The 23477-nt window shown below is 64.1% G+C and carries 21 protein-coding genes; 11 read left to right on the top strand and 10 right to left on the bottom strand.

All coding sequences use genetic code 11. The features are described 5' to 3' along the window. Nucleotides 1-16: 16 nt before the first annotated feature. From OXU42_07090 to OXU42_07080, 3 genes are all read left to right on the top strand, one after another. Nucleotides 17-778 carry a 3-oxoacyl-ACP reductase FabG gene (locus tag OXU42_07090; protein MDE0029146.1) on the top strand — a complete coding sequence of 254 codons (762 nt, stop codon included), beginning with the start codon at nucleotides 17-19 and terminating at the stop codon, nucleotides 776-778. 33 nt (nucleotides 779-811) lie between these two features. Then, nucleotides 812-2113, top strand: a complete 1302-nt coding sequence (locus tag OXU42_07085) for a hypothetical protein (protein MDE0029145.1) — start codon at nucleotides 812-814, stop codon at nucleotides 2111-2113. A gap of 70 nt (nucleotides 2114-2183) precedes the next feature. Beyond that, nucleotides 2184-4106: a DUF262 domain-containing protein gene (locus tag OXU42_07080; protein ID MDE0029144.1), complete on the top strand. Its 1923-nt coding sequence runs from the start codon at nucleotides 2184-2186 to the stop codon at nucleotides 4104-4106. Nucleotides 4107-4129: 23 nt separating this feature from the next. Here OXU42_07080 and OXU42_07075 read toward each other — a convergent pair whose 3' ends face one another. The 4 genes from OXU42_07075 to OXU42_07060 all read right to left on the bottom strand — a co-directional run bounded on the left by OXU42_07075 (nucleotide 4130) and on the right by OXU42_07060 (nucleotide 9876). Beyond that, nucleotides 4130-4765 carry an NYN domain-containing protein gene (locus OXU42_07075; GenBank protein ID MDE0029143.1) on the bottom strand — a complete coding sequence of 212 codons (636 nt, stop codon included), beginning with the start codon at nucleotides 4763-4765 and terminating at the stop codon, nucleotides 4130-4132. A 176-nt stretch (nucleotides 4766-4941) separates the two neighbouring features. Continuing rightward, nucleotides 4942-6012 carry a TauD/TfdA family dioxygenase gene (locus tag OXU42_07070; GenBank protein MDE0029142.1) on the bottom strand — a complete coding sequence of 357 codons (1071 nt, stop codon included), beginning with the start codon at nucleotides 6010-6012 and terminating at the stop codon, nucleotides 4942-4944. Nucleotides 6013-6154: 142 nt separating this feature from the next. Beyond that, the gene (locus OXU42_07065) at nucleotides 6155-8302 is read right to left on the bottom strand and encodes a molybdopterin-dependent oxidoreductase (protein MDE0029141.1); all 2148 of its coding nucleotides are present in this window, start codon (nucleotides 8300-8302) and stop codon (nucleotides 6155-6157) included. Then, the gene (locus OXU42_07060) at nucleotides 8302-9876 is read right to left on the bottom strand and encodes an AAA family ATPase (GenBank protein ID MDE0029140.1); all 1575 of its coding nucleotides are present in this window, start codon (nucleotides 9874-9876) and stop codon (nucleotides 8302-8304) included. Before OXU42_07060 ends, OXU42_07065 begins: the two co-directional genes overlap by 1 nt. Before the next feature lie 163 nt (nucleotides 9877-10039). Here OXU42_07060 and OXU42_07055 point away from each other — a divergent pair, with 163 nt between their 5' ends. Genes OXU42_07055 through OXU42_07040 form a run of 4 tightly spaced genes read left to right on the top strand, consistent with a single transcriptional unit; the run spans nucleotide 10040 to nucleotide 12212 of the window. Beyond that, nucleotides 10040-10285 carry a hypothetical protein gene (locus tag OXU42_07055; protein ID MDE0029139.1) on the top strand — a complete coding sequence of 82 codons (246 nt, stop codon included), beginning with the start codon at nucleotides 10040-10042 and terminating at the stop codon, nucleotides 10283-10285. Next, nucleotides 10282-10632: a type II toxin-antitoxin system PemK/MazF family toxin gene (locus OXU42_07050; protein ID MDE0029138.1), complete on the top strand. Its 351-nt coding sequence runs from the start codon at nucleotides 10282-10284 to the stop codon at nucleotides 10630-10632. Before OXU42_07055 ends, OXU42_07050 begins: the two co-directional genes overlap by 4 nt. A 3-nt stretch (nucleotides 10633-10635) precedes the next feature. Then, nucleotides 10636-11607, top strand: a complete 972-nt coding sequence (locus OXU42_07045; protein MDE0029137.1) for an amidohydrolase family protein — start codon at nucleotides 10636-10638, stop codon at nucleotides 11605-11607. A gap of 59 nt (nucleotides 11608-11666) precedes the next feature. Continuing rightward, nucleotides 11667-12212 carry a ricin-type beta-trefoil lectin domain protein gene (locus tag OXU42_07040; protein ID MDE0029136.1) on the top strand — a complete coding sequence of 182 codons (546 nt, stop codon included), beginning with the start codon at nucleotides 11667-11669 and terminating at the stop codon, nucleotides 12210-12212. A gap of 98 nt (nucleotides 12213-12310) precedes the next feature. On the opposite strand, the gene OXU42_07035 is transcribed toward OXU42_07040, so the two are convergent. Next, nucleotides 12311-13387: an amidohydrolase family protein gene (locus OXU42_07035; protein ID MDE0029135.1), complete on the bottom strand. Its 1077-nt coding sequence runs from the start codon at nucleotides 13385-13387 to the stop codon at nucleotides 12311-12313. Between the two features lie 259 nt (nucleotides 13388-13646). Between OXU42_07035 and OXU42_07030 the strand changes: the two genes are divergently transcribed. The 4 genes from OXU42_07030 (at nucleotide 13647) to OXU42_07015 (ending at nucleotide 18488) form a co-directional block, all read left to right on the top strand. After that, nucleotides 13647-14744 carry a zinc-binding dehydrogenase gene (locus OXU42_07030; protein ID MDE0029134.1) on the top strand — a complete coding sequence of 366 codons (1098 nt, stop codon included), beginning with the start codon at nucleotides 13647-13649 and terminating at the stop codon, nucleotides 14742-14744. Nucleotides 14745-14757: 13 nt separating this feature from the next. Continuing rightward, complete coding sequence (locus tag OXU42_07025; protein ID MDE0029133.1) at nucleotides 14758-15798, top strand: amidohydrolase family protein; 1041 nt, start codon at nucleotides 14758-14760, stop codon at nucleotides 15796-15798. A gap of 102 nt (nucleotides 15799-15900) precedes the next feature. Continuing rightward, entirely contained in the window at nucleotides 15901-16902 is a 1002-nt protein-coding gene (locus OXU42_07020; protein MDE0029132.1) for an LLM class flavin-dependent oxidoreductase, read from the top strand. A 143-nt stretch (nucleotides 16903-17045) separates the two neighbouring features. Next, nucleotides 17046-18488, top strand: coding sequence for an amidase (locus OXU42_07015; protein MDE0029131.1), 1443 nt, complete (start codon nucleotides 17046-17048; stop codon nucleotides 18486-18488). Nucleotides 18489-18582: 94 nt separating this feature from the next. Here the strand turns inward: OXU42_07015 and OXU42_07010 are convergent, their stop codons facing one another. The 5 genes from OXU42_07010 to OXU42_06990 all read right to left on the bottom strand — a co-directional run. Beyond that, nucleotides 18583-18828, bottom strand: coding sequence for a type II toxin-antitoxin system Phd/YefM family antitoxin (locus tag OXU42_07010; GenBank protein MDE0029130.1), 246 nt, complete (start codon nucleotides 18826-18828; stop codon nucleotides 18583-18585). A gap of 185 nt (nucleotides 18829-19013) precedes the next feature. Next, complete coding sequence (locus OXU42_07005) at nucleotides 19014-20990, bottom strand: AAA family ATPase (protein ID MDE0029129.1); 1977 nt, start codon at nucleotides 20988-20990, stop codon at nucleotides 19014-19016. Nucleotides 20991-21145: 155 nt separating this feature from the next. Next, nucleotides 21146-22564, bottom strand: coding sequence for a HEPN domain-containing protein (locus OXU42_07000; protein MDE0029128.1), 1419 nt, complete (start codon nucleotides 22562-22564; stop codon nucleotides 21146-21148). A 327-nt stretch (nucleotides 22565-22891) separates the two neighbouring features. Next, nucleotides 22892-23182: a type II toxin-antitoxin system Phd/YefM family antitoxin gene (locus OXU42_06995; GenBank protein ID MDE0029127.1), complete on the bottom strand. Its 291-nt coding sequence runs from the start codon at nucleotides 23180-23182 to the stop codon at nucleotides 22892-22894. Between the two features lie 86 nt (nucleotides 23183-23268). Further along, nucleotides 23269-23477 (bottom strand): MFS transporter (locus OXU42_06990; GenBank protein ID MDE0029126.1); only part of this gene is annotated, 209 nt, incomplete at its 5' end.

Genomic DNA, 23477 nt, shown 5'->3' with positions numbered 1-23477 from the left:
AAGCAAGGAGGATTTCATCATGCGTTTGGACGGTAAGGTGGCGATCGTGACGGGCGGCGGCATCGGCATCGGCCGGGCCTACTCCAAGAGGCTGGCGGCGGAAGGCGCCAAGGTGGCCGTGGCCGACATCCAGGTGGAGGCGGCTACGCAGGTGGCGGCGGAGATCAAGAAGGACGGCGGCGAGGCCATCCCCGTGGCCGTGGACGTCTCCTCGCCGGAGAAGACCCGCGAGATGGCGGAAGCGGTGCTGAAGGAGTACGGCCGCATCGACGTCCTGGTGAACAATGCCGGGCTCTACACCGCCCTCACCAAGAAGTCGTTCATGGAGATCCCCGAGGACGAATGGGACCGGGTCATGGCGGTGAACGTCAAGGGCCTGTTCCTGTGCGTGAAGGCGGTCTACCCGGCCATGAAGGAGCAGGGCAAGGGCAAGATCATCAACATCTCCTCGGGTACCATCTTGGGCGGCACGCCGATGTTCCTGCACTACGTTTCGTCCAAGGCCGGCGTGCTCGGCTTTACCCGGGCGCTGGCGCGGGAGATCGGCCCCGACGGCATCAACGTCAACGCCATCATGCCCGGCCTCACCATCTCGGGCGACAACCAGCAGGGCGTCACCACCCCCCAGCAACTGGAGAACCGGCGCAAGAGCCGCGCGTTCCAGCGCGACCAGTACCCGGACGACCTGGTGGGCACGGTCATCTTCCTGTCGTCCGACGACAGCGACTTCGTCACCGGCCAGTCCATCAGCGTCGACGGCGGCCAGCACATGCACTGACGCGGCGGCTGCGCGGATGGGGAAAGGGGCGTCATGAGCGGCCTTGAACTAGCCGAGTACCGCGTGCGCGAGATTCGCCTCGGCCGTGAAATGCGTTACGACTCCGGCGTGCTGGAGGTGGACGCGGAGGGGCTGGCGGCCTTGGCGGAGCAGGACCCGCGGGTGCGTTTCGCGCGCTTCGACGTGGTGCGCCCGGGCGAGAAGGCGCGGGTCACGGGCATCCGCGACGTGGTGGAGCCGCGCATCAAGACCGCGGGCTCGGGACAGGTGTTCCCGGGAATCCTCGGGCCGGTGGCTCCGGTGGGCGCCGGGCGCACGCACCGGCTCTCGGGGATGGCGCTGGCCACGGCCGTGGCCTACGAGGGCACCGTACGCACCGGCACCACCTCACAGCGGAGCGCCATTCTCGACATGTGGGGACCGGGCGCCGACATGACCCCGTTCGCCTCCCTGGTGAACCTCGTGATGACGCTGGACCTGGAAGAAGGCCTGCCCGCCTACGAGGCCCATCAGGCCATCCAGCGCGCCCAGTTCGGCGTGGCGTTGAAGGTGGCCGAGACCACCACCGGCCTCGCGCCCGACGACGTGGAGGTCTTCGACCCGGACAGCCGCGACCGCGACCTCCCGTGCGCCGTGGTCATCATCGGCTGCTTCACCGAGGCGGAGCACAAGCCGTCCAACGTGTCGTACTACGGACTCCATGTGCAGGAGACCCTGTCCACGGTCATCCATCCCAACGAGCTCATCGACGGCGCCATCGCCCCCGGCACCATCCGCACGGTGAGCTATCATCCCATCACCTGGAACTGGCAGAACCAGCCCCTGGTGCTGGCGCTGCTCAGGGACGAACGTTTCCGCTGCGCCGGGGTCATCCTGGAGCGCATCGGCTTCGAGACCTCCCGCGAGAAGGAAATCGCCGCCCGGAACGCCGTCGGGACGGCCGCCTCCCTCGGCGCCGACGCCGCGCTGATCACGCGCACCGGCTCGGGCAACGCCTTCATCGAGGTCATGCTGACGGTGAAAGGCTGCGAGGAGCAAGGCATCAAGACCGTCCTCGTCACCTACGAGTACGGCGGCAAGGACGGCACCGAAGCGCCGCTGCTGTATTACGAGAAGGCCGCCAACGCCGCCATCAGCACCGGCAACCGCGACGTCGAGGTGGAACTGCCCGCCGCCGATCGTGTCGTCGGCGCCTACGAAACGCTCCAACTCATCAACTACCCCGGCGCCCCCTACGTGGACGCCCGCGAGCCGATGGTGCTCGAAGCCCGCGACGTGATCGCCGGCGGCATCGACATATGGGGAGCGCGGGACCGGCTCTGCCGGCCGTACTGAGGCCGGCGTCGGTCGTAGGGTCATCAAACTTCTCACAAGGCTTGGGTAAACATACACGGAGATACAACGAGTGTTTACAACAAACCCGGTATCCTTGAAGAACCTGTTGGAGGATGTGGAGGCCGGAAAGATCCAGCTTCCAGAATTCCAACGGAGGTGGGTGTGGGATGACTACCGCATCCGCGCCTTGCTCGCCAGCATATCACGCGGTTTTCCAGTCGGCGCGATCATGACGCTCGACGCCGGGGGAGAGACCCGATTCAAAGCACGGCCTGTTGAAGGCGCGAGTCGCGGAGACAGCGCCATAGAACTCTTCCTTTTAGACGGCCAACAACGCCTTACATCCCTCTATCAAGCATTAAAATACCCTGGGCCTGTTGACACCCACGACAGTCGTGGCGGACGGATCAGGCGCTGGTACTACATCGACATGCTTAGAGCTATGGATCCAGTTGCGGACAGAGAGGACGCGATTGTCAGCGTTCCAGAGAACAAGCGAGTCACGCGTGACTTCGGACGGGAGACGGTTCTGGACCTATCAACACCCGATCTTGAATACCAGAACCATATGATCCCTACCGAACATCTGCTTCAGCCCATGAACTGGATGTTTGCCTACCAGGGCTTTTGGCACCAGGCAGGGACGCATCCTAACGAAAACATCATCGAGTTCAGCGAACGTTTCAACAACAAAATCCTCGAAGTGTTTGGAGGCTATCTACTCCCTGTCATCGGACTGAATCGGGAAACACCAAAGGAAGCCGTCTGCACTGTGTTCGAGAAAGTCAACACCGGCGGAGTCACCCTCACTGTCTTTGAGCTCGTGACGGCGACCTTCGCCGCAGATGACTTTGACCTGAGAAATGATTGGGATGAACGGCGCGAACGCATGCACAACGACTTTGCCGTGCTGCGCGGAATACAGGGTGAACAGTTTCTCCAAGCCGTTACCCTTCTCGCAACTCAGCAGCGGCGCAGAGAGAAGGAAACGCTCAGTGAGCCTGTGAACCAAATCCCGGCCATTGGCTGTCAGAAACGCGACATACTCGAGCTTATGCTGGGTGAGTACAAAGAGTGGGCGGACAATGTTGAGGAGGGTTTCAAGCGAGCGGCCAGGTTCCTTCATGGCCAGTTCGTCTTCAAACAGGGGGATGTCCCGTACAACACCCAACTCGTCCCACTGGCTGCACTTTTTGTCGAGCTTGGCAAGGAACTTGATCCATCAGTGGCCAGACAAAGCCTTGAGCGCTGGTTCTGGTCGGGCATCTTTAGCGAAGCCTACGGTGGCGGTGTCGAAACTCAATACGCCCTAGACTTGGACCAAGTCGCTCGTTACGTTCGCACAGGGGCAGAACCTCGGCTCATCACCGAGGCAAGTTTCAACCCTGAGCGCCTCATATCGCTACGTACCCGCAACAGCGCCGCCTACAAGGGCCTCTACGCGCTACAGATGAAGAGCGGTGCGGTCGACTGGCGGACGGGCGATCCGCTCACGCTTTCCACCTACCATGACCAAGCGATAGACATTCACCACATCTTCCCCGTGGCTTGGTGCCAGAAACAAGAAGCGCCCGTTCCACGATCTCTCTACGACTCCATCATCAACAAGACGCCCATCGATGCCTCTACTAACCGCATCATAGGTGGTGCGGCGCCATCGCGTTACCTGGAGCGGTTGAAGCAGGACAACCCCGAAGACAACCTGCGGTCTGTTCTTCAACGTCATTGGTTGGACTATGACCGACTCAAGGTTGACCAGTTCGCCGAATGCTTCGCCGAGCGTGGCGAGGCTATGTTGAACCTCATATTTGAAGCCATGGGAAAGGCCCGCCCGGGTGGCGGCGAAGTATTTCGCAATACGCTGATCCGCGAGAAAGTGATTTCTGCGGAGACCCAACCCGTTGAACCAGGGGAGATTGAAGGCTTCGACGATCCGGAACCAGACTACGATGAGATAGGTTCGGCCGCCTATGAAGACGGTGGCGCTACGTGAGACACCAAGGAGGACTGTGGAGATCAACCCTCGGAAACCGCGGGCATGTCTAGCATCACGTCGCAGTGCTCACGCACATCATCGGTAACCTTGCTTCCCAAAGGGACGAGAAAGAGTTGGGCGCCCTCGCGACGAGCAAACTTCATTGCCGGCACGAAATCACTGTCACCGGTAACCAAAACAATAATGTCGACGTGCTTCTTCAAGGTCAGCGAAGCGATGTCTAGTCCGATCCTCATATCGACGCCCTTCTGATTCACGTTGGGACGAAGGTCGTCTGCGGAAATCTGAAAATGAGGTTTGTCAGGCGGCAGTTGCCGAGTGTCTAAAGTCCAGCCTCGAAATCGCAAGTCCCCCATTCGCAAGGCTACGAAGGGGACACCGCGTAATTCTTGATGTAGGCGTTGGTTGTTCCGTGCAAGTGCCGTGTTGCCGAACTCCACGCTCCCACCTGCTAGCGGTTTTTCTTGTTGGGACTTCAACGGCGGGGCGTCGTAAAAATAGACGCGGTGCAAGCGGTGATCGGCGAGATCCGGAACTGCGGTTAGCCGATCAACGAAGTCGCGGACGTCGTCAGCATTCAGCGGTTTCTCACGCGATCCCAATTTTCGTTTCAGAAAACCGGCATCTATGAGAACCGCATAACTGCGCGACTGCATGATCGAGAAACTCTGACTGGTGAAAACCTGATTGGGAGTTGAGATGCCGCTACCGCACGCGGAGCCTAAGCTCTCTTGGATTGTAGCGTGCGGCGCGGCGGTGTTTTCATGAGGCGGAGTATAGCGCTGGACGCGACTTGGCGCAAACGTCCCATGGGGTCCGAGTCGCCCCTGACTTACTCCGGATACAACGGCGCGCTGTACACCGTACCCGGCACCACGACGCCGCCCGCAGGGCGTTCGCCGGGCTTGAGGTGGGCGAAGCGGTCGTCGTACGCCGGCGGCAGCGGCCGTCCGCCGGGGGTGCCGAGCCAGAGGCGCAGCAGGTTGCGCCGGCGTTCCAGCTCGGGATAGTCCTCGAACTCCGTGCGCGAATGGCAGGTGACGTGGTTGTGCAGGATCTGCACGTCCCCTTGCAGGAACTCCATGTCGTACGACAGCTCGTTGTTCAGCTTGGCGAAGAGGTCCAGGGCCTCCTTGAGTTCCTTGGTGTGGCGCGGCAACTGCTCGAACCGCTGGGCGGAGCGTATGTAGGTGCCGCCCGCGCTCACCGTCAGGTAGTCTTCGTAGAAGTTGAAGATCGGGAGCTGCCACCACGGGTCCTTGCCCTCGGGAACCTCTTCGCGCCGGTCGCGGTAGATGGGGGCGGCCAGCTCCGCCACCAACTCGGGCCGGCGTTTCAGCATCTCGTTGTAGACGTTGAGGGTGCTCGTGAAGCGGCTGCTGCCGCCGGACTTGGCCGGGTGCAGGCACATCAGCACGACCACGTCGCAGGCGTCGGAGTGAAAGGGCAGCATGTCGTGGGTCTGGTAGCCGCGGTGCTTCGGGTTCTTGAGGGTGCCGCCGAGGTCGGCCACGTGGCCCAGCAGGTGCCCCTTGGAGTTCTGGGACACGGGATAGCCGAGGAAGAGGCCGATGCCCCAGAAGGCGATGGCGGCCTGCATGCGGCTGTAGCGCTCCACCGGCACGCCCCGTATGAGCCCGATGCCGCGGCCGTTGACCACGTCGTCGGCGATCTCATCGAGCCGGTCCCCCAGGGTCGAAAGCACGAAGTCGTCCCGGGTGATGTCCAGGACGTCCAGCCCGCGCTCCTCCACCCGAGCGACGGCCGCGTCCAGATCCGCGATCTCGCTCTCGGTCAGCGGGTGGATCCAGCTCTGGTCGGCGTCCAGGTCCTCCGCGGTCCAGGCCGCAGGGTCCACCACGGGCTGATTCAGCACGGCCGGTTCTCTGACTATGTTCAGCATGGGTCTTCCTCCGAAGTTCTAACCCCGCGTGCGATCACACACCCTTCGCCCTGGGCCCCGGCCACGAAATCGGGACAGACTTTGCATAGCGAAGTCGAAGGGCGCTGTTCCGATCTACCAGTGTTTCCTTCAACTGGTGTTCTCACAAACTCTCGACCTTGGCAATACGGCACGGCAGCCCGCGCGTGTCCGCGGACCCAGTCACCGGATCCCACGGCCCATCATAGCGCATGGCGGCGTTGATGTTCACTTCCAGCGCGCCCCGGTGCGGGGCCTCCGCCTCCGGGTACCACCAGCCCATGCCGGTGCGCGCCACCCCGGGCAGGGTGGCCTCGGTGACACGGACCTTCAGGCGGCAGCGGCCCGGACCGCCGGCGGTCTCCACCCAGACCCAGTCGTCCTCGGCCAGCCGGTACCGCGTAGCCGTCTCGGGATGCAGTTGGAGCCACGGGTCCGGCGACACCTTGCGCGCCCAGCCCTGGTCGCGGAAGCGCGAGTGGTGGTAGGTGCGCTCGCGCACTCCGGTCAACAGAGTCAACGGGTATGCGTCGCGCACCGCGGGGGTTTCACGCTCCGACCGCGTGGGCGTGTAGTCGGGCAGCGGGTCGAGACCCAGCTCCGCAAGGCGTTCGGAGTAGAGCTCCACCTTGCCGGTCTTGGTCTTGAACCCGGCCTTCTCGAAGTCACCGTAGGTGAACGGAAAATTGGCGTACCCCTTCTCGCGCATCTGCTCCACGGTGACGCCGCAGTCCCCCAGCAGGAACTCGTTGAACTCGCGCTTGGTCTCCCAGGGAATGAAACGCCGCGCTTCGGTGACACCTCGGGCTTCGATGCGCCGGGCCAGGTCATGGGCGATGCGGAAGTCGCCACGCGCCTCCCCCAGCGGCTCCACCGCGGGCTGGATGAGGCTCAGGCACGGACCGGACCCTTCCAGCGACACCTCCTCGTCCTCGAGCCCCGTGGTCTTGGGCAGCACGATGTCCGCGTACTCGGCCGTGGGGTTCATCATGTGGGTGGCCACCGCGAGGAAGTCCAGGGACTTGAGCGCCGCCAGGGTCTTCGGGGTGTCGGGATAGGTGACCACGATGTTGACGCCGCTGACATACATGGCGCGCACCGGGTACGGCTTGCCGCTCAGCACCGCTTCGATCACCGACGGGTTGTGGCAGGCCGTCTGCCAGCCCTCGGGGCCGGCCCATAGCGGAAACCGGTCCGCACCGATGGTCCGGTTCTCCATTTCCAGGGGCAGCCGGAACTCGGGCTTGTGCAACACCTCGATGTAGTTGGTGAACCCGGCCGGTTTCTTCACGCGGCGGTTGCCGCCCTTGCGGTCCAGGTTGCCGCTGATGGCCACCAGGCAATGGAAAGCGCGGAAGGTCTGGACGCCGGCACTGAAGGCATCGATACCGTGGCCGCTCACGAAGCAGGACGGCCCGTCGGCGTAGAGCTCCGCGGCGCGTTCGATTTCCGCCCGCGGCACTCCGGTCAACTCGGCCGCGCGCTCGGCGGGGTACCGGGCCGCCCGCTCCGCCAGAGCGTCGAACCCGTGGCACCAGCGCTCCACGAAGTCGCGGTCGTAGCGCCCGTGCTCCACCAGCCAGTGGATCATCGCCAGCCCGATGGCGGCGTCCGTGCCTGGCCGGGGCCGCAGCCACAGGTCCGCCATGGTGGCCGCCGGCGTCTCGCCGGGATCGATGACCACGACGCGTGCGCCCTTCGCCTTGGCGCGCTTGAGCGCCTGCCACTGCGGCGGGTCCGCCGCGTACGGATTGCGCCCCACAATCAGCGCGCAGCGCGTGTTGTCGATGTCCTCGCCCTTGCTGATGGCCAGCCCCGTGATGCGGTCGCTCAGCGCCCGGCACCCGCCGCACAGGTCCTGGTTCATCATCCAGTTGGGCGACCCGAACGCCCGCAACAGCAGCGCCAGCATCACCCCGCGGCTGAAGTGCGCGTTGCTCACCGCGCCGCACAGCGCCGCCGGACCGTACCGCTCCCGCACCGCCAGCATCGACTCCGCCATCTCGTCCAGCGCCTCGTCCCACGACACCCGCTGCCACCGCCCCCCGCCCCGCGGACCGGTGCGCTTCATGGGGTAGAGCACCCGGTCCGGATGGTAGGTCAGCTCCGGCAGACCCCGGATTCCCTTCACGCAGAAGGCCCCCAGGGACGCCGGGTGTTCCGGGTAAGGCGACACCTTGGTGACCCGCCCGTCCTCGACGGTCACAAGTGAGCCGCAATGGGCGCTGCATTCCCAGCAGGTGCTGGGGATGATGGCGTTGGCGTTGTTCATCAGCCGCGCTCGTGCCGGATCCCCAGCAGGTTCCGCTCCTTCCGGCCGAAGACCATCCCTACCAGGTGAATCGGCTCCCCCCGGTCCCTGTACTTCTCCCCATAGCCGCGCTCCCTCAGTTGGGACATGGCCCGGTCCATCACCGCGGCCGCCTCCCCCTCCCCGTCCGCCATCTTGAACTCCAGCACGAATACCTGCCCGCGGTGAAACACCACCATGTCCGAGCGGCCGTGGCTCGATGCGTCCTCTACACGAAGGTCCATTCCGATTGCCCGGAAACCCATGTACAGCATGCTGGCGTAATGCGCCTCGTATCGTTCGACCTCGCTGCGGTCGTACCATTGATGCGGAATCCCCGACAGATACGCCTGCAGCCGCTCCCCGAAACCCGTGAAGTCGTTCGCCGAGAGAAGGCCAACCAGTTCCTTCCCCTGGTCCACGGCCTCCCGTCCCCGCCGGGTCATGTATTCCAGAAGTCCCTGGTTCAGGCTGCGGCGCACCTCGAAGTTGGGATAGTCCAGCGTGTAGAGCGTCTCCACGCCGTCCCACGTTTCGCCCACGATGGTGAGGTAGCCGGTCTGGAACAGCAGCGCATCGATGCCGATGTCGTCCACGTCGAACTTTGACACAAGCCCTGCATCCGTGACCCGATTCTCCAGGGTCATCGGATTGACTTTCTTTTCCACCAGCATCCGGTACAGGAACGTGGGCGAGCCGGTCTCGAACCAGTAGGGGCTGAACCGGCGCCGCCGGAACAGCAGCAGCAGATCGAAGGGGTTGTAGACCCTTTCCTCACCGAGCCAGTGATAGCCGTTGTACCAGCGCCGGATCTCGTCCCGATCCAGACCCGGCAACTCCGGGCCGAACACCCGGTCCAGGTCCCCATCCGTGTACCCGCAGATCGTGGCGTAGCGCGGGTCCAGGCTGATGTCCTCCAGGTTGTTGAGGCCCGAAAACAGACTCACCTTCGAGAACATGCTCACCCCGGTGACCAGGACAAACCGCACGTGTCGGGCGCTGTCCTTGATGATCCCGTAGAAACCCCGCAGATAGTCGCGGTTCGCCTTCGCCAAGTCCGGGGTTTCCAGTGCGTCCAGGATCGGCTTGTCGTACTCGTCCACCAGCACCACGGCGGGCCGGCCGGTGGCGTGATGCAGGCGATACAGGAGATTGCGCAGACGCTCCGGTCCGGTGTCCGGCACCGGCTCGAGACCGGCGCCGTGTTCGATGATCGCCAACTGGTTGAGCGTGCTGCGCTCCAGGTCGTCCGGCTCGTTGTACTTCCCGCCAAAGCTCAGCCCCACCACCGGGTGACGGTCCGACCAGTCCCAGTGTCCGTGGATGTCCAGACCCCTGAACAGGGCCTCGTTTCCCTCGAACAGTTCCTGCAAGGTATCCATCAGGAGGCTCTTGCCGAACCGGCGCGGGCGGGACAGGAAGTAGTACCGCCCCCCTTCCACCAATTCCCGGATGAGGGGCGTCTTGTCCACGTAATAGTAGCCGTCCCGCTCCCGGATTGTCCGAAAGTCCTGGATCCCGATGGGGAGCCGGCGGCGGTTCATGGTGAGGTCCATCGGCAAGGCAGGGTGTTCCATCCGCAAGGCAGGATAAGTCACGACTCAACCGTTCAGGGAAAGAAGGACTTCACCCTTGAACATGCATTATCAACCGTCCTTCGGTGGATGGCAAGACACCCTGGGATTGTGCAGAAGTATAACCTGGGTTATACTGCAAATCATGAAAACAGCCATTTCCATTCGAGACGAAGTTTTCGAGGCCGGGGAGCGTACGGCGAAGAGGTTGGGGATCTCCCGGAGCGAACTCTACACGAAGGCTGTCGATGAGTTCGTTGCGCGGCACGCTGGCGACCAGTTGACGGAACGGCTCAACGCCGTGTACGGCCAAGACCCTTCGATTTCCGCGCTCGATAAACGACTCGAGGCCCTCCAATTCCTTTCGTTGCCTGCCGGAGACGAGTGGTGAATCGTGGTGAGATCTGGTGGGCGGACTTGCCGGTGCCGGGGAGATCAGAGCCAGGGTACCGCCGCCCTGTTCTGATCGTTCAATCCGACGGCTTCAACCGAAGCCGAATTCGGACCGTGGTCGCGTTGGCCATCACCTCCAACCTCAGATTGGCCGAGGCACCCGGTAATGTCTCCCTTGCCCGGCGAGGGACAGGTTTGCCGCGGACGTCTGTAATAAATGTGTCGCAGATCATGACCTTGGACAAAGAATACCTCATCGAGCGGGCGGGGCGAGCTTCCGACGCAATCATGGGACAGGTCGAGGAAAGCCTGCGTATGCTCCTTGGCCTTCACCCAATGAGCTGAACCGTGGTCGTAGACTTCCAACATCACTACGTGCCCGCGGAACTGGCGCGCCAGAAGGGCCTCTACTCGGACACGGTAACCGTGGCCACCGACGGTGGCGTCCCGCGGATGACGCTGCATTCGAAGCTGTACGACGCCGAGGCGCAGCTTCGGGACATGGACGAGGCGGGGGTGGACGTGTCGGTGGTGTCCTGCCACCTGGGGTGGGACGGGAGTCTCGAGGATTGCAGGGTCATCAATGATTGCTACGCGGAGCTGGAGCGGGAGCACAAGGGGCGGTTCGTCGGGCTCGCGCATGCGCCTGTCCTTGAAGGGGACAAGGCGCTGGACGAGTTGGACCGGGCGGTCCTGGAGCGGGGGCTCCACGGGGTGACGGTCACCTCGCAGGTGGGCGGCCTCTCGCTTGACGCGCCGGAGCTGGACCGGTTCTACGAGCGAGTGGCGCGGCTCGGCGTTCCGATCTTCGTGCATCCGGCGCTCGTGCCCAAGGGGTACGATTCCATTCAGGGCTACGATCTGCCGCGTATCATCGGCCGGGAGATCGACCTCACCATCGCCACCATTCGCCTGATCGCCGGAGGGGTGCTGGACCGGCACCCGCAACTCGACTTCGTCATCGGGCACTTCGGCGGCGGCATTTCGGCGCTCAAGGACCGGCTGGTGGCCATGGCGCACCGGTTCGGCACCCTGAAGCACTCGTTCGACGAGTATTTCGACCGGCTCTACTTCGACCTCTCGGGTTTCGAGGGTGGAATCACGGCCTTTCGTTGCGGGCTGCTGGGCATCCGGCCGGAACGGCTCGTGTTCGCCACGGACTATCCGCAGAACTTCACCGGCGTGAGCACGCAAGGCGGCAAGGGCAACCAGGCCATCCGCGAATACATCGAGGCCGTCCGGAACCTGGAACTGCCAGAGCAGGTCAAGGAGGATATCCTGGGCGGTACCGCCGCCCGCCTGTTGAAACTGGATCGTTGAAACCGCCGCGCGTCTAATTTGAAACCGCTATGTCCGTCCAGCCAAAGAACGGAGCTTCCATGAAATACCTTGGTCTCATGATTCTAGCCGTGCTCATCGGCGCCCCGCTTGCCTTCCCCGCTCAAGCGGGCGAAACGGTGGAGGTCCTGCTTGTCGACCGCCTCGACGAACCGCGCGGCTTTTGCCTCGACATCCGCGGCCACAAGCAGCGCGCCAGGGTCGACAGGGGCCTCCAGGCGCACAGTTGCTACAGCTATCAGGGACAGATCGGCGTCGACCAGGGGTTCGACAGCGACGCCATCAAGGCGGGGCGGTTCCACATGCCGGGCTTCGACGTGTGCATGACCGCGGGCGGGTCCCGGGCGGGCGCCCGGCTCGGCTTGGCGAAGTGCGACGGGTCGGCGCCGCAGGGCTTCTCGCTCGCGGCCACCGGCGAGATCGTCGCCAAGAGCGCACCGGAGTTCTGCGTGACGGTGGCGGGTGGTGACTCTCGGGAGGGAGGCGGCGGCCGGCCGGTGCACCTCATCCGCGGGTTGACCCTGGAGACCTGCGACGAGGCCCGGGGCAAGTATCAGCGCTGGCGCGTGCGCACCAAGGCGGACTAGCGCTTCGTTGACTCACAACGACACAGGGCGGGTCGAAACCCGCCCTGTCCTTGCCTGAAAGGCTGGCTCCCGCCCAACGAGGGGGAACCTGGCGCTACCTAATTCAACGCAAACAGCGTCCTCGGGTTGTCCGTAACAATCTTGTCGTACTGCGGCTCCGTAATGCTGCCCAGCTCCTTCAGGTTCCGCAGCGCCTCGATCTCGGTGGACTGGTCGTTGTGGCCGTAGTCGGTGCCGATGACGATGTTGTCTTCTCCCGAGTACCGCAGGACGTAGTCCACGTCGTCGTCGGTCTGGCACGACACGTACTGCCGGTACTCCTTCAGGATGTTGTCCGGCAGGTCCTTGTTCTGCGCGCCCCAGCGGCGCTGCAGGTCCTTGACCACGTACGGGACCCAGAGCGCCGCGGCCTCGGCCCAGTGGAAGCGGAGCTTGGGGAACATCTTCGGGATCTCGCCCATGATCACCGAGTGGAACATGCCGATGACCGGGATGCGGAACTTCCAGAAGCTGCCGCCGCCGTTGTACTGGGACACGAGGTCCAGCTCCTGGGGGTTGCCGTTGCCGACGTGCACGCCCACGGCCATGTCGAGCTCGCTCACCTTCTCGTAGAGGGGGTAGAAGTAGGGATCGGTGAGCAGGCGATGGCCCTCGATGGGGCGCATGAAGACCCCGCAGGCGCCGTTCTGCTTGCAGTACTCCAACTCCTCAAGGGCCGCGCTCATATCCAGCAACGGCAGCACGCAGATCCAGCGCAGGCGTCCTTTCCCTCGGTTGTGAAGGTCGGTCAGCCAGCGATTGTAGCTCTTGCAGAGCGGGATCTCCACCGAGGCCTTGTCGGTGACCTGCTCGATGAAGATGGTGGGATAGAGTACCTGCACGTCGATGCCCAGCTCGTCCATGTGCTTGAGGCGAGCCTCGACGTTCTCCATCTCGCGCGTTTCCTGAGGCGTGAACATCACCCGGCCGGTGCGTTCGGCCACCTCGCCCAGTTCCTGGGCGGTCATGACGATACGCACCAGTCCCCGGATCTTGCCGTCGATGAACCAGTACTCGCCGCCCCCCTCGCCGGTCGGCTTGACGACGAGCGGACGATACTTTTGGTCGGCCGGTTCCATGTAGTCCCAAGTATGCTCGGACTCGACGACGTGGGCGTCGGCATCGATAATGGACATGATCGCACCTCCCGATTTCCTGGCGTCCCGTCTCGCAAACCGCGTTGTGAGGATGCGCGGGCGCGGGGACGGAACACTGAATTCCGTAGTCGTGGATACCACCTTTTTGAAACGGGAACCAGCGGAAACCGCCGCCGGGCGATCCCTTGACAAACCACCCGCCGGCAACTAGTCACGAAATTTGCGAAGCCGCCCACGGGCGGCCACACGGCCTTGGGGGCCGGCACGGCCCCGGCCGTCTGACGGAAAGGAAAGCGCCATGCCAACGAAGTCCCGTGCCGCGATCCTGGTGGAATCGCGCAAACCCCTGGTGGTGGACGAGGTCACGTTTCCGGACCCGGCTCCCGACCAGGTGCTGGTGAAGCTCTACGCCAGCGGCATCTGCCACTCGCAGCTCCACCAGATCCAACGCTCCCCGGAGGAACAGCGTTCCAAGCTGCCGGCGCTCCTGGGGCACGAGTCCACCGGCGTGGTGGTGGCCAAAGGCCGCGACGTGACCCACGTGAAGGAGGGCGACCGGGTCTTCACCACCTGGGTCGACCGCAACGCCCCCGAGTCGCCGCTGCCGCCCGTCTCCCACGCCCTCAACATGCGGCCGCCCATCCCGGCGGTCTGGCGCGAACAGTCCATCTGGGCGTCGGCGTCCACCTGGGCGGAGCACCTGGTGGCGTCCGAGCGGGTGGTGCTACCCATGGACGACGACGTGGACACGGAGGTGACATCCGTCATCGGATGCGCCGTCACCACCGGCTCCGGCGCCATCATCAACACGCTGCGGGTGGGCCCGGGGCAGTCGGTGGCGGTCTACGGGGTAGGCGGCATCGGCATGTGCGCCATCTCGGCCGCCGCGGTGGTGGACGCCTACCCGCTCATCGCCGTGGACCTGGACGACGAGAAGCTCGAATTCGCCAAGGGCTTCGGCGCCACCCACTGCATCAACGCCGGCAAGGTGGACCCAGTGGAGGCCATCACCGACTTGACCGGTGGCGGCGCGGACTACGCGCTAGACGCGGTGGGGCATCCCACCACCCAGGACCAGATCCTGCGCTCGGTGCGCACCGGGGCTCCGGGGCTCGAGCGCGGCGGCACCGCCCTTTTGATCGGCCTGCCGCCCCCCGGCGCGACGCCGCTCATCAACACCAATCTCTTCGCCGGAGGGCGCTACTTCACCCGCACCCACGCCGGCGACTGCCTCCCGGACCGCGACTTCCCCACGTTCGTCCGCTGGTACCGGGAAGGCAAGCTCAAGCTCGACGACCTGGTGACGCGCCGCTACAGCCTGGATCAGGTCAACGAGGCGGTAGCGGACCTGGAGGAAGGCAAGATCCTGGGGCGGGCGATCTTTACGTATGCGTAACGGAGGACGGCCGATGTACATCGACTGCGACACCCATTACTTCCCGGTGAAGTTCCTGGAAGGCATCAGCGACCAGTATCCGGAATCGCCCCGCGTAGTGCGGAACGGCGACGAGGTGAAGTCCGTGCTGCCGGACGGCACCCTCATCAAGGACCAGTCACCCAAGGGGCGCTGGCACCTTGACACCCGCGTGGCGCAGGCCGACTTCGAGGGCTTCGACAAGCACGTGCTCATCCCGGAGAACCGCGAGCTGCTGTACACCTGGGACCGGGACCTGGGGTGCGAGCTGGCCCGGCGCTACAACGACGCGGTGGCCCGGGACCTCGCGGAATGCGCCCACCCCGAGCGCTACATCGGCGTCGGATGGGTGTTCCTGCCGGACGTGGAGGAGTCCTGCAGGGAGCTGGACCGGATGGTGAACCAGCTCGGCCTCAAGGCGGTGAAGTTCATGGGCGGCTTCGAGGACGCCAACCTGGGCGCCGAGCGGCTGTGGCCGTTCTACGACAAGGTGTGCCAGCTCGACGTGCCGATCCTGGTGCACGACACGGCGTCGGACCGCCAGGGCCATCCCAACCCGGCGTTGGTGGGCATCGAGCAGCTCTTTCTGGAGGCCGACAACAACGCCCTGCCCTTCCTGCTGGCGTTTCCCTTCCGCTACATCGTCGACATGGGCAGCCTGATCCTGCGCGGCGCCCTGAAGGAGTTCCCCGACCTGCGCATCTGCTTCGTGGAGGGCTCGGCCGCCTTCGTGCCGTGGCTCATGAACCGCCTGGACATGGACCCCGACGCCCGCAAGAAGCTCGGCAAGGCCCCGAGCGAGTTCTTCAGCCAGATCTGGGTTTCGGCCTTCGCCGCCGAGACCTCCGTCCGCTACGCCTGCGACTTCTGGAAGGACCACAACCTGACGGTGGGCAGCGACTACCCGCACAACGATCCGTCGGGCACCTGGAAGGAAGGCACGGTGCGGATGGTGCAGGAGCTGGAAGGCATCTCCGACGAGGACAAGGAAAAGATCCTGGGCGGCAACGCCATGCGGCTGTTCGGGATGGCGTAAACCGATCGGTCTCGCCATTGACGTGCGGGTCTCCCGTGGGAGGCGGCGGAACCCTCCGCCGCCCGCCACGGCCCTGATCAACCGCCGAGCGAAAGGACAACCGTGCTCTTCTCGATCCACGCCCCGGCCCGGAACGCGGAAGAGATCACCCGCCGCGCCGTGGCCGCGGAAGCCCTGGGCTTCCACGCCCTCTTCTTCGCCGACGGCCACCTGAACAACCTGGACGGGTTCCAGGCCATGACCGTGTGCGCGCTGCGGACGGAAAGGCTCCGTTTCGGCATCGCTGCCACCACCATGGCCTACCGCGACCCCACGACCCTGGCCCTGTCCGCTGCCACGTGCAACGAGATCTCGGACGGCCGGGCGATCCTGGGGCTGGGGACAGGGGACGGCTCCACCTACAGGCTGGGGCGCAAGGCCACCCCGCTCAAGGAGTTCGCGGCCGGGCTCGCCACCATCCGCGAGCTGATCCAGGGGCGCCGCATCGAGGTGCCCCGGGGCAAGGAAGGCGCCGGCACGACCGCGCTCACCGTCGGCAAGCTCCCGGTGCCGCTCTACGTGGCCGCGGAGGGCCCCCGGAGCCTGCGGGTGGCGGGACGCTACAGCGACGGCATCATGCTCGGCACCGGGTTCGACCTCGACGTGCTGGAGTGGGCCCAGGCCCACATCGCCGCCGGCGCCAAGGAGGACGGCCGCGAGCTGTCGGACATCGACGTCGCCATGGCCGGCATGATCAGTGTCGACGAGGACGGCGACCGGGCGCGCGACATCGTGCGCTACCGCCTGGCCAACCGCGCGCACCACAACTTCCGGTTCACCTACGAAACCGTGCCGCCGGAAGAGCTGGACGGCGTCAAGCGGTTCATGGCCGGCTTTGACATCAGCAAGCCGCTGGAGGAACGCGCCGACCCGGCGCTCATCACCGACTACCTGCTACACCGTTTCGCCATTGCAGGGACGCCCGCAGAGTGCATCGCCCGCGTCCGCGAGCTAGGGGAAGCCGGCGTCACCCATTTGCTGCTGACGCCCCCCAACCGCGTGTTCGACCACACCATGGAGCTCTGGGGACGCGAGGTCATCCCGGCTTGCGCCGACGTCGGCTGACGGGCGTCCTTCGACTTCGCTTCGCTACGCTCAGGACGAACGGCATACACATCATCGCTCGTCGTGCTCATCTTCCGTTCGTCCTGAGCGTAGCGAAGCGAAGTCGAAGGACGCCATTTTCACCGCTAGCGAAAGGAAGCCCCATGCCCGAGTTGGACCCCACAACCCTCACCATCGCGAACCTGGCTCCGCGCATCGTCGCCCGCGAGGTTTCGCCCGTAGACGTCACCGCCTGCTACCTGGAGCGGATCAAGCGCCTCAATCCCACCCTCAACGCCTACAGCACCGTCATGGAGGAGGACGCCATGGCGGCCGCGCGCCGGGCCGAGGACGAGATCGCAAGCGGGAACCATCGCGGCCCGCTCCACGGCATGCCCGTGTCCATCAAGGACAACCTCGCGGTCAAGGGCTACCCCACCACCGCCGGCAGCAAGATCCTGGCGGACTGGAAGCCCGACTTCGACGCCACCGTGGTGACCCGGCTGCGGGAGGCCGGAGCCATCGTCCTGGGCAAGAACAACATGCACGAGTGGGCTGGCGGCGGCACCACCATGAACCCGTACTTCGGCACCACGCACAACCCGTGGGACCAGAGCCGGGTGCCGGGCGGCTCCAGCGGGGGCTCGGCCGCCGCCGTGGCCGCGGACCTGTGCCTGATCTCCATCGGCACCGACAACGCCGGCTCCGTCCGCAACCCCGCCGCCTGGTGCGGCACCGTGGGCCTCAAGGCCACCTACGGGCGGGTAAGCCGCTACGGCGGCATCGCCGGCACCGGCGGCTTCTCGTCGGACCACTTCGGCCCCTTCACCAAGACCGTGGAGGATTGCGCCCTGGTGCTGGCGGCCATCGCCGGAGAGGACCCCAACGACCCCCTGTGCTCCGCCGAGCCCGTGCCCGACTACACCGAGAGCCTCGGCAACCCCGTGGCCGGAATGAAGGTCGGCATCGTCGACAGCTACTTCGACGAGCTTATGGTGGACGAGGTCGCCAAGTCCTTCCAGGACGCCGTCGCCGCGCTGGAATCCCTGGGCATGCAGGTGCAGGACGTCACCATCCCTCACATGGATGCGGTCCCCGCCGTGCAAGCCGCCACCAGCCGATGCGAGAACCTGGTGGCCCACGAGCCCTACCTGCGGAAGCAGCCCCGGGACTACAGCTTCGAACTGATGGCCCGGAACATCGCCTCCCTCACCATCCCCGCCTCGAGCTACGTCACCTCCCAGCGGGTCCGGCGCGTCATCTGCCGCGAGTTCGAGGAGGCCCTCGAGGACGTCCAGGTCATCGTCGCCCCCACCGTGGGAATGGCCGCCCCCACCATCGAGGAATGCAAGCAGGGCTTCGCCGACGTGGCCGGCCGCCGGGTCCCGTTCCGCCACCCCAGCGGCAGCTTCGGCACCCGCGCGACCATCCCCTTCAACGTCACCGGACTGCCGGCACTGAGCGTGTGCTGCGGGTTTACGGACGGCGGGTTGCCCATCGGGCTACAGTTCATCGGGGCATGCTTTCAGGAAGGCTTGATTTTCCAGGTGTCGCACGCCTATGAGCAGGCGGCGGGGTGGTATGAGAGGAAACCGGGGTTGGCGTAGTGGGTAGGTGATGGGACATCGCGCCATCCCTTTGCCTCTGGCGTCCGACCCGGTTGAAGACTAACATCCGCCAGTTGGGCTCCCGTCAGGAGATTTACTCCTTACCCTTGAATTGGTTCTCGATCTCCGTGAAACCCATCCGGTCGAAGTCTTCGGGAACCGAAATCTTGCCGTCCAGGAAACCGATTCGGCGCATCACTCCTGGCTCTGTCGCTTCCAACGCGATGACCTTGACCAACGGTTTGCCTCCGCGCGCAATGATGAAGGGCTCACCGTTGACGGCAGCCTCAACGAGACGAGAAAGGTGCGTCTTGGCTTCGCGCATGTTGACGACACGCATGCTCTCGCTCCCGGACTTCTTCTGACACTACCTAAGGATCCGTTAGTCCCCCAAAAACTCCGACTCTACTATCGTGCCGGACCCGAACTCGGAGCGACCCGCCGACGGCACGCTCCCCGCCCCCTCCACTCTCGCTGACAGCGAAACCGTGTGAGTCTCCCTACCTCAGTGCTGCTCGGTCTCGGTCAAGTCGATGCCATCTTGCCGCTCGGGATCCGGACCGCCGCTTCTCCCTTTCGATCCACGGTGTTCGTGGTCTTCAGCGTCGGCAACATCCCGATTGCCGCCCGGAAGGCCTCGGGTGCGCGTTCCGCTACGCGCCGATTGCCGCGGATACGCTCCGCCAGTTCCACCGCATAGCCCGTCTTCTCGTTCCTGAGCTTTTCCAGAAGCTCTTCCTCCGTCAGGCTGGAGGCATCCCTTATGCCCAGTTTCTCAAGAATCTTGCGTAGCTCCGCGCCGAGCCCATCGGCCACGAGTTGCGCTTCCAAATCGCCGTCCATATGCACTCGGCATCGTTCCTCCAGGATGTCATCATCGAATCCACGTTTGCGGAACTGCTCTATGTACCCTTTTCCCGCATCGTCACCATCGAATACGGCACACCAGGGAATGTCGAGCGCGCGGGCGAGCGTCGCAAACGCTTGCGGGCTACCGTTGTTCTGAGCGTCGATGACGGACACGCCTTGCCAGTCGAGGTCGTACCGCATCGCGTGCGCGAGTGCATGTACGATCAAATAGTCGGACGGTCCTTCGACGATCATCCAGCATTCGGCGAAGAATATCTCGCCGCGGATGCGCTGCGCGAAGGTTTCGAGTGACCGGAGCTCGTCATCGTCGACGTATCGGGAGGACCGGTCCCGCAGGTCCCTCAAGACGCCTTCGAGCTCGCGGCGGCGTCCGTGCGATCCGCAACAAGTGAGGAGCGCACGATAAACCTTCTCATGCAGCACTCCGTTGACCGTCAGTGTCTGGGAGGCGCAATCGTATCGCAGCCTATTCTTCGGTACCCTCACGACATCGTCCAGCCCGTCGAGATGTGGAATGGTCGCAGAGAAACTCGAAGGCAGGGACCTCACCTCGGTCCCGTTCTCAGTGAGACGAACAAGGCGCAGATCTCTGAACGGCACGTGTTGGACGAAATGCGGCGAATGCGTCGTGACGATCTTCTGGCCGGCCAGCGCCCGGACAGGGCGCCACAACAAACGTGCGGCTTGCGGAGAAAGGTGCGCTTCCGGTTCTTCCAGAACGATCACCGGCTTGCTTTTCCGCCCGTACATTTCGTTGTGAAGGAACTTGCCGAACGCTCTGGACAGATTCATCACCGAAAGGCTTTGCGTAGCCAGCCCCTGCTGATCGAACGACCACGGCTGATCGCGTTGTCCTTCGTTGAGCAGAGCTTCCATCCAGCGAAGCTCTGCAAACGCCTCATCCGGCTGCATGAACGGATCGGGACCCTCATGCCTATTCAGCGCTAACGGATTGCTCAGAACGATCGCATGCATGATGTTCTTGGTATGCGGGTCACCCTCTCGCAGCCCGGAATAAAGTCCTTCCAGCACCCCTCCCGCCGCGGCTTCCAGGCCGACCGGTATCTCCAATGCCTTGAGATATTCTTCCCAGAACCTCGGCTTCGGCATAATGGTTCCGTCGACACCTCGCGAAACACCCAGATAAAACACGGGAAAGTACGGCCAAAGCCGTTCAAAACTCCCCTCGGCGACCTTCTGTTCGCCAATCGGTTTGCCTGCCGCGTCGAGGAACTCCCTGCTTTCGAACCTGCCGCTCTTCTCGTTCCGCCCAATCCGACACCGCAGCACGAGGGAGCGGCGACCGTCCCTCGGCTCTATCCCACCAATGGGATCGAGGATCTCTGCAATGTCCTGAGGCCATTCCTCCGGCGCGGACTCCTCGCCCCAGATTGTAATGCACGCGCCGGACGCGTCATGTTCGCCACTCCCGTCCGGCGCGTTGCCCACATCGGTTCCGCTGAAGCGCGTTCCGCTCTCTCCCCAGCACCGCGTCAATGCGAGCCGCACAGCGTCCAGGATCGCCGTCTTGCCGACATTGTTGGGCCCGATGAACACCGTCGTGTCTTCCAGATCGAGGGCAAGATGCCGTATGGACCGGAAATTCCGGATCTCGATTCTCGTGATTCGCATGGCGTCTCACGTCTCTCCTGCTTCGGTACCGTCCGGGCAGAACCCGATCGCGTCGGCAGTTGCCTGCGGCACCTCGACCGGCCCACGTTGCCGGCGATACCCGTCCGCCGTTCCACCACCTGCCCGTTCCGGTTCCTGTAGCTCGGTCTGGCGGTTCAGGCACCGTTGGGGAACGGCTCCGCAGGCCGTTGCTCCAGCACGATGTCGTTCCAGTCCTCGGGGGGACCATCCCGGAGCAGCTTGACGAGGGTCCGGCGGGCCAATTCGAAACCCATCTCGAACGCGTTACGCCGTTCGTCCGTGACGCTTCCGTCATCAACCTGCTTTCTCGCAACCCTTCCTTTCCCCGTTCGCCGGTGGACGATTCCCGATCGCACGTCGTAAAACCGCCCCATGTCTCGAAAGACTTTCTTGCGTCTCCGCGTGTCCGTCTCCAGAAAACAGGCCGCTCGGGTCCTCAGCCTGAAGTTGAGCTCCGGGCCCTCCGGCTCGTACATCTGCTCCAGGGCGATTGCCACGTCGAGGATCTTGTCCTCCAGCTCGTACCGACCGCTTCGCGCGAGGGCTTGCGCCAGCCGCGAAGTCACCGGCCCATAGTTCCGATGCCTGTCGCTATCCGCTCCCCAGCAGAATCTTGCGGCCTGTTCGACCGCCTCCAGGTCCGGCGACCGCGCCTTCATCAGGCGGTGCGGCGGGGATGCCCATGATTTCCCGCCCGCGCCCGAATGATAGAATGGCTGCCCGAACAGAAGCGATGCTCTCCGGTCCGTACACAGCGCCAGATCCTTCAGGTAGAGCACCGGCGCACCATGGGTGACCGCGAGAAGTTCGATAAAGTCCCGCGCATCATCGAAGAACGGCGTTGCGTCGCTGAAAGGCGGTTCGCTCCAATTCACTTCCGGCTGCTTGTCGTCGAGAGCAAACAGCACGGGCTTCCACCGAAATGGTTTCGCGATCGCGGCCACCGGCCTCCAATCGTTGGAAACGACCAGACCTGGCGCGACACTCAACAGCCCGCTCTTTTCCACGAACGCATCGACGTGCTGAATCGGGAAAACCGCCATATCTTCCGCGATTCCCAATCGCTCATCGAAGCGCAGACCGCAGAAGACCGAGAGGTGGTAACCGAGATCCAATTCCCCAGGGATCGCATCGACACTCCCGCCGAGGCTGAGGTCCAGAAGGGTTTCCAGTTCGCGCGACGCGACCGCGAAACCGTTCTTCCCGATCTCCGTTGCACGGAACATCAGCCCCGCGACCATTGAAAGCCGTGACGTCGAGACGCCGCGGTTGAGGAACAGGGCTCCAAACTCGTGCCATCGGTCGTCCCGTCTCCCTATACCCGCCAGAGCCGGGTGCTCCCCCACAATGTCACCGGCATGTCCCAGGACGTCGCGCAGCGGCGCGTAGTGTTCCTCGAAATGCGTCCCTTCCCTCCAGCAGGTGCTGCAATACAAGGAACGCAGATCGTGCGACGGATCGGATACGCCGAAAAAGAACGGCCAGAGATCCTCTTCCGCCTGTTCTCTCTGCCGCCGCCGCTCCTCAAGCTCGCGCCAATAGCGCCCCTGCACGCGCGCCAAGCTGGCCAGCGCCGACGCCAGACGGTCGCTCCACTGTACTTCGCACCGAGATGTCATCGCCCGTCTCCCCCTGGATTGCGGGGCACAACCATTCTCTACGCACTACCGCCTCTGTGTACTTCTTCTACACACTGCTTGTGAAAACGAGACAAGAGGACCGAGGAACAGAGCCTGGCACGGCAACCAGGCACGCACAAATCGACACCGTTGTTGTACTCAAACCGCTGCCGATCCGCTTACGGGATGGCGGGGTACGAAAGGAAATGCATAATTTCAAATAGATAGCAAAATCGCGTCCATTCGTGTCGAGTACGATCTTTAATCCAGGTCTCGCCGCTTGCGCGACGCCTGGATCTCGGCGTCGATCTCTTCCATCGACAACCTGTCGAGACCACGAGCCGCGGCGTCGCGTTGAAGGTCGGCGAGCGCGGCATTGGCCCGGGATTGACGGATATCCCGGAGCGACCGCTCGAAGGAGTCCGCATCCGTCGAGGTCAGGATGGCTACCGGTTTGCCGTTGTTGGTGACCACGAAGTCCTTCTCTTGTCTGAGGTCGCGCCAGAGCTGTGAGGTACGGCCGCGGAGTTCTCGCACTGAAATGAACTTCATTGCGCCTCTTTTCGTGTCACTTTATGTCTACAACTATAGTCCGAGCCCTGCTCATTCGTCCAACTCCAAGTAGCGAACAACTGGGGTCACAGATCCCGGTCCCGCAGATCCGGCCGCTTCACCACCAGCCCAGCCGTCAGTCCGATGCAAACGACCGCGGTCACCATCAGCGTCCACGGCGCCCCGATGAGGGCGGCGACGGCGCCGGAGTGGGCCTCGCCCAGCGACGGGGCGCCCACCCCGAGCATGCGCTGGAAGCTCGCGGCGCGGCCTCTCAGGTTGTCGGGGGTGCGGG

It is taken from the genome of Deltaproteobacteria bacterium (assembly GCA_028818775.1).
Classification (GTDB): Bacteria; Desulfobacterota; Binatia; order UBA9968; family JAJDTQ01; genus JAJDTQ01.
Note: the sequence above shows the minus strand (reverse complement) of the source record. Positions and strands in the feature narration are given on the sequence as shown.

Coding starts and splice junctions, on each gene's coding strand:
- OXU42_07005 (MDE0029129.1), bottom strand. CDS start 20,990: ATGCGAATCACGAGAATCGAGATCCGGAATTTCCGGTCCATACGGCAT.
- OXU42_07055 (MDE0029139.1), top strand. CDS start 10,040: ATGAAAACAGCCATTTCCATTCGAGACGAAGTTTTCGAGGCCGGGGAG.
- OXU42_07065 (MDE0029141.1), bottom strand. CDS start 8,302: ATGAACAACGCCAACGCCATCATCCCCAGCACCTGCTGGGAATGCAGC.
- OXU42_07060 (MDE0029140.1), bottom strand. CDS start 9,876: ATGGACCTCACCATGAACCGCCGCCGGCTCCCCATCGGGATCCAGGAC.
- OXU42_06995 (MDE0029127.1), bottom strand. CDS start 23,182: ATGAAGTTCATTTCAGTGCGAGAACTCCGCGGCCGTACCTCACAGCTC.
- OXU42_07040 (MDE0029136.1), top strand. CDS start 11,667: ATGAAATACCTTGGTCTCATGATTCTAGCCGTGCTCATCGGCGCCCCG.
- OXU42_07075 (MDE0029143.1), bottom strand. CDS start 4,765: ATGCAGTCGCGCAGTTATGCGGTTCTCATAGATGCCGGTTTTCTGAAA.
- OXU42_07070 (MDE0029142.1), bottom strand. CDS start 6,012: ATGCTGAACATAGTCAGAGAACCGGCCGTGCTGAATCAGCCCGTGGTG.
- OXU42_07035 (MDE0029135.1), bottom strand. CDS start 13,387: ATGTCCATTATCGATGCCGACGCCCACGTCGTCGAGTCCGAGCATACT.
- OXU42_07010 (MDE0029130.1), bottom strand. CDS start 18,828: ATGCGTGTCGTCAACATGCGCGAAGCCAAGACGCACCTTTCTCGTCTC.
- OXU42_07025 (MDE0029133.1), top strand. CDS start 14,758: ATGTACATCGACTGCGACACCCATTACTTCCCGGTGAAGTTCCTGGAA.
- OXU42_07030 (MDE0029134.1), top strand. CDS start 13,647: ATGCCAACGAAGTCCCGTGCCGCGATCCTGGTGGAATCGCGCAAACCC.
- OXU42_07085 (MDE0029145.1), top strand. CDS start 812: ATGAGCGGCCTTGAACTAGCCGAGTACCGCGTGCGCGAGATTCGCCTC.
- OXU42_07015 (MDE0029131.1), top strand. CDS start 17,046: ATGCCCGAGTTGGACCCCACAACCCTCACCATCGCGAACCTGGCTCCG.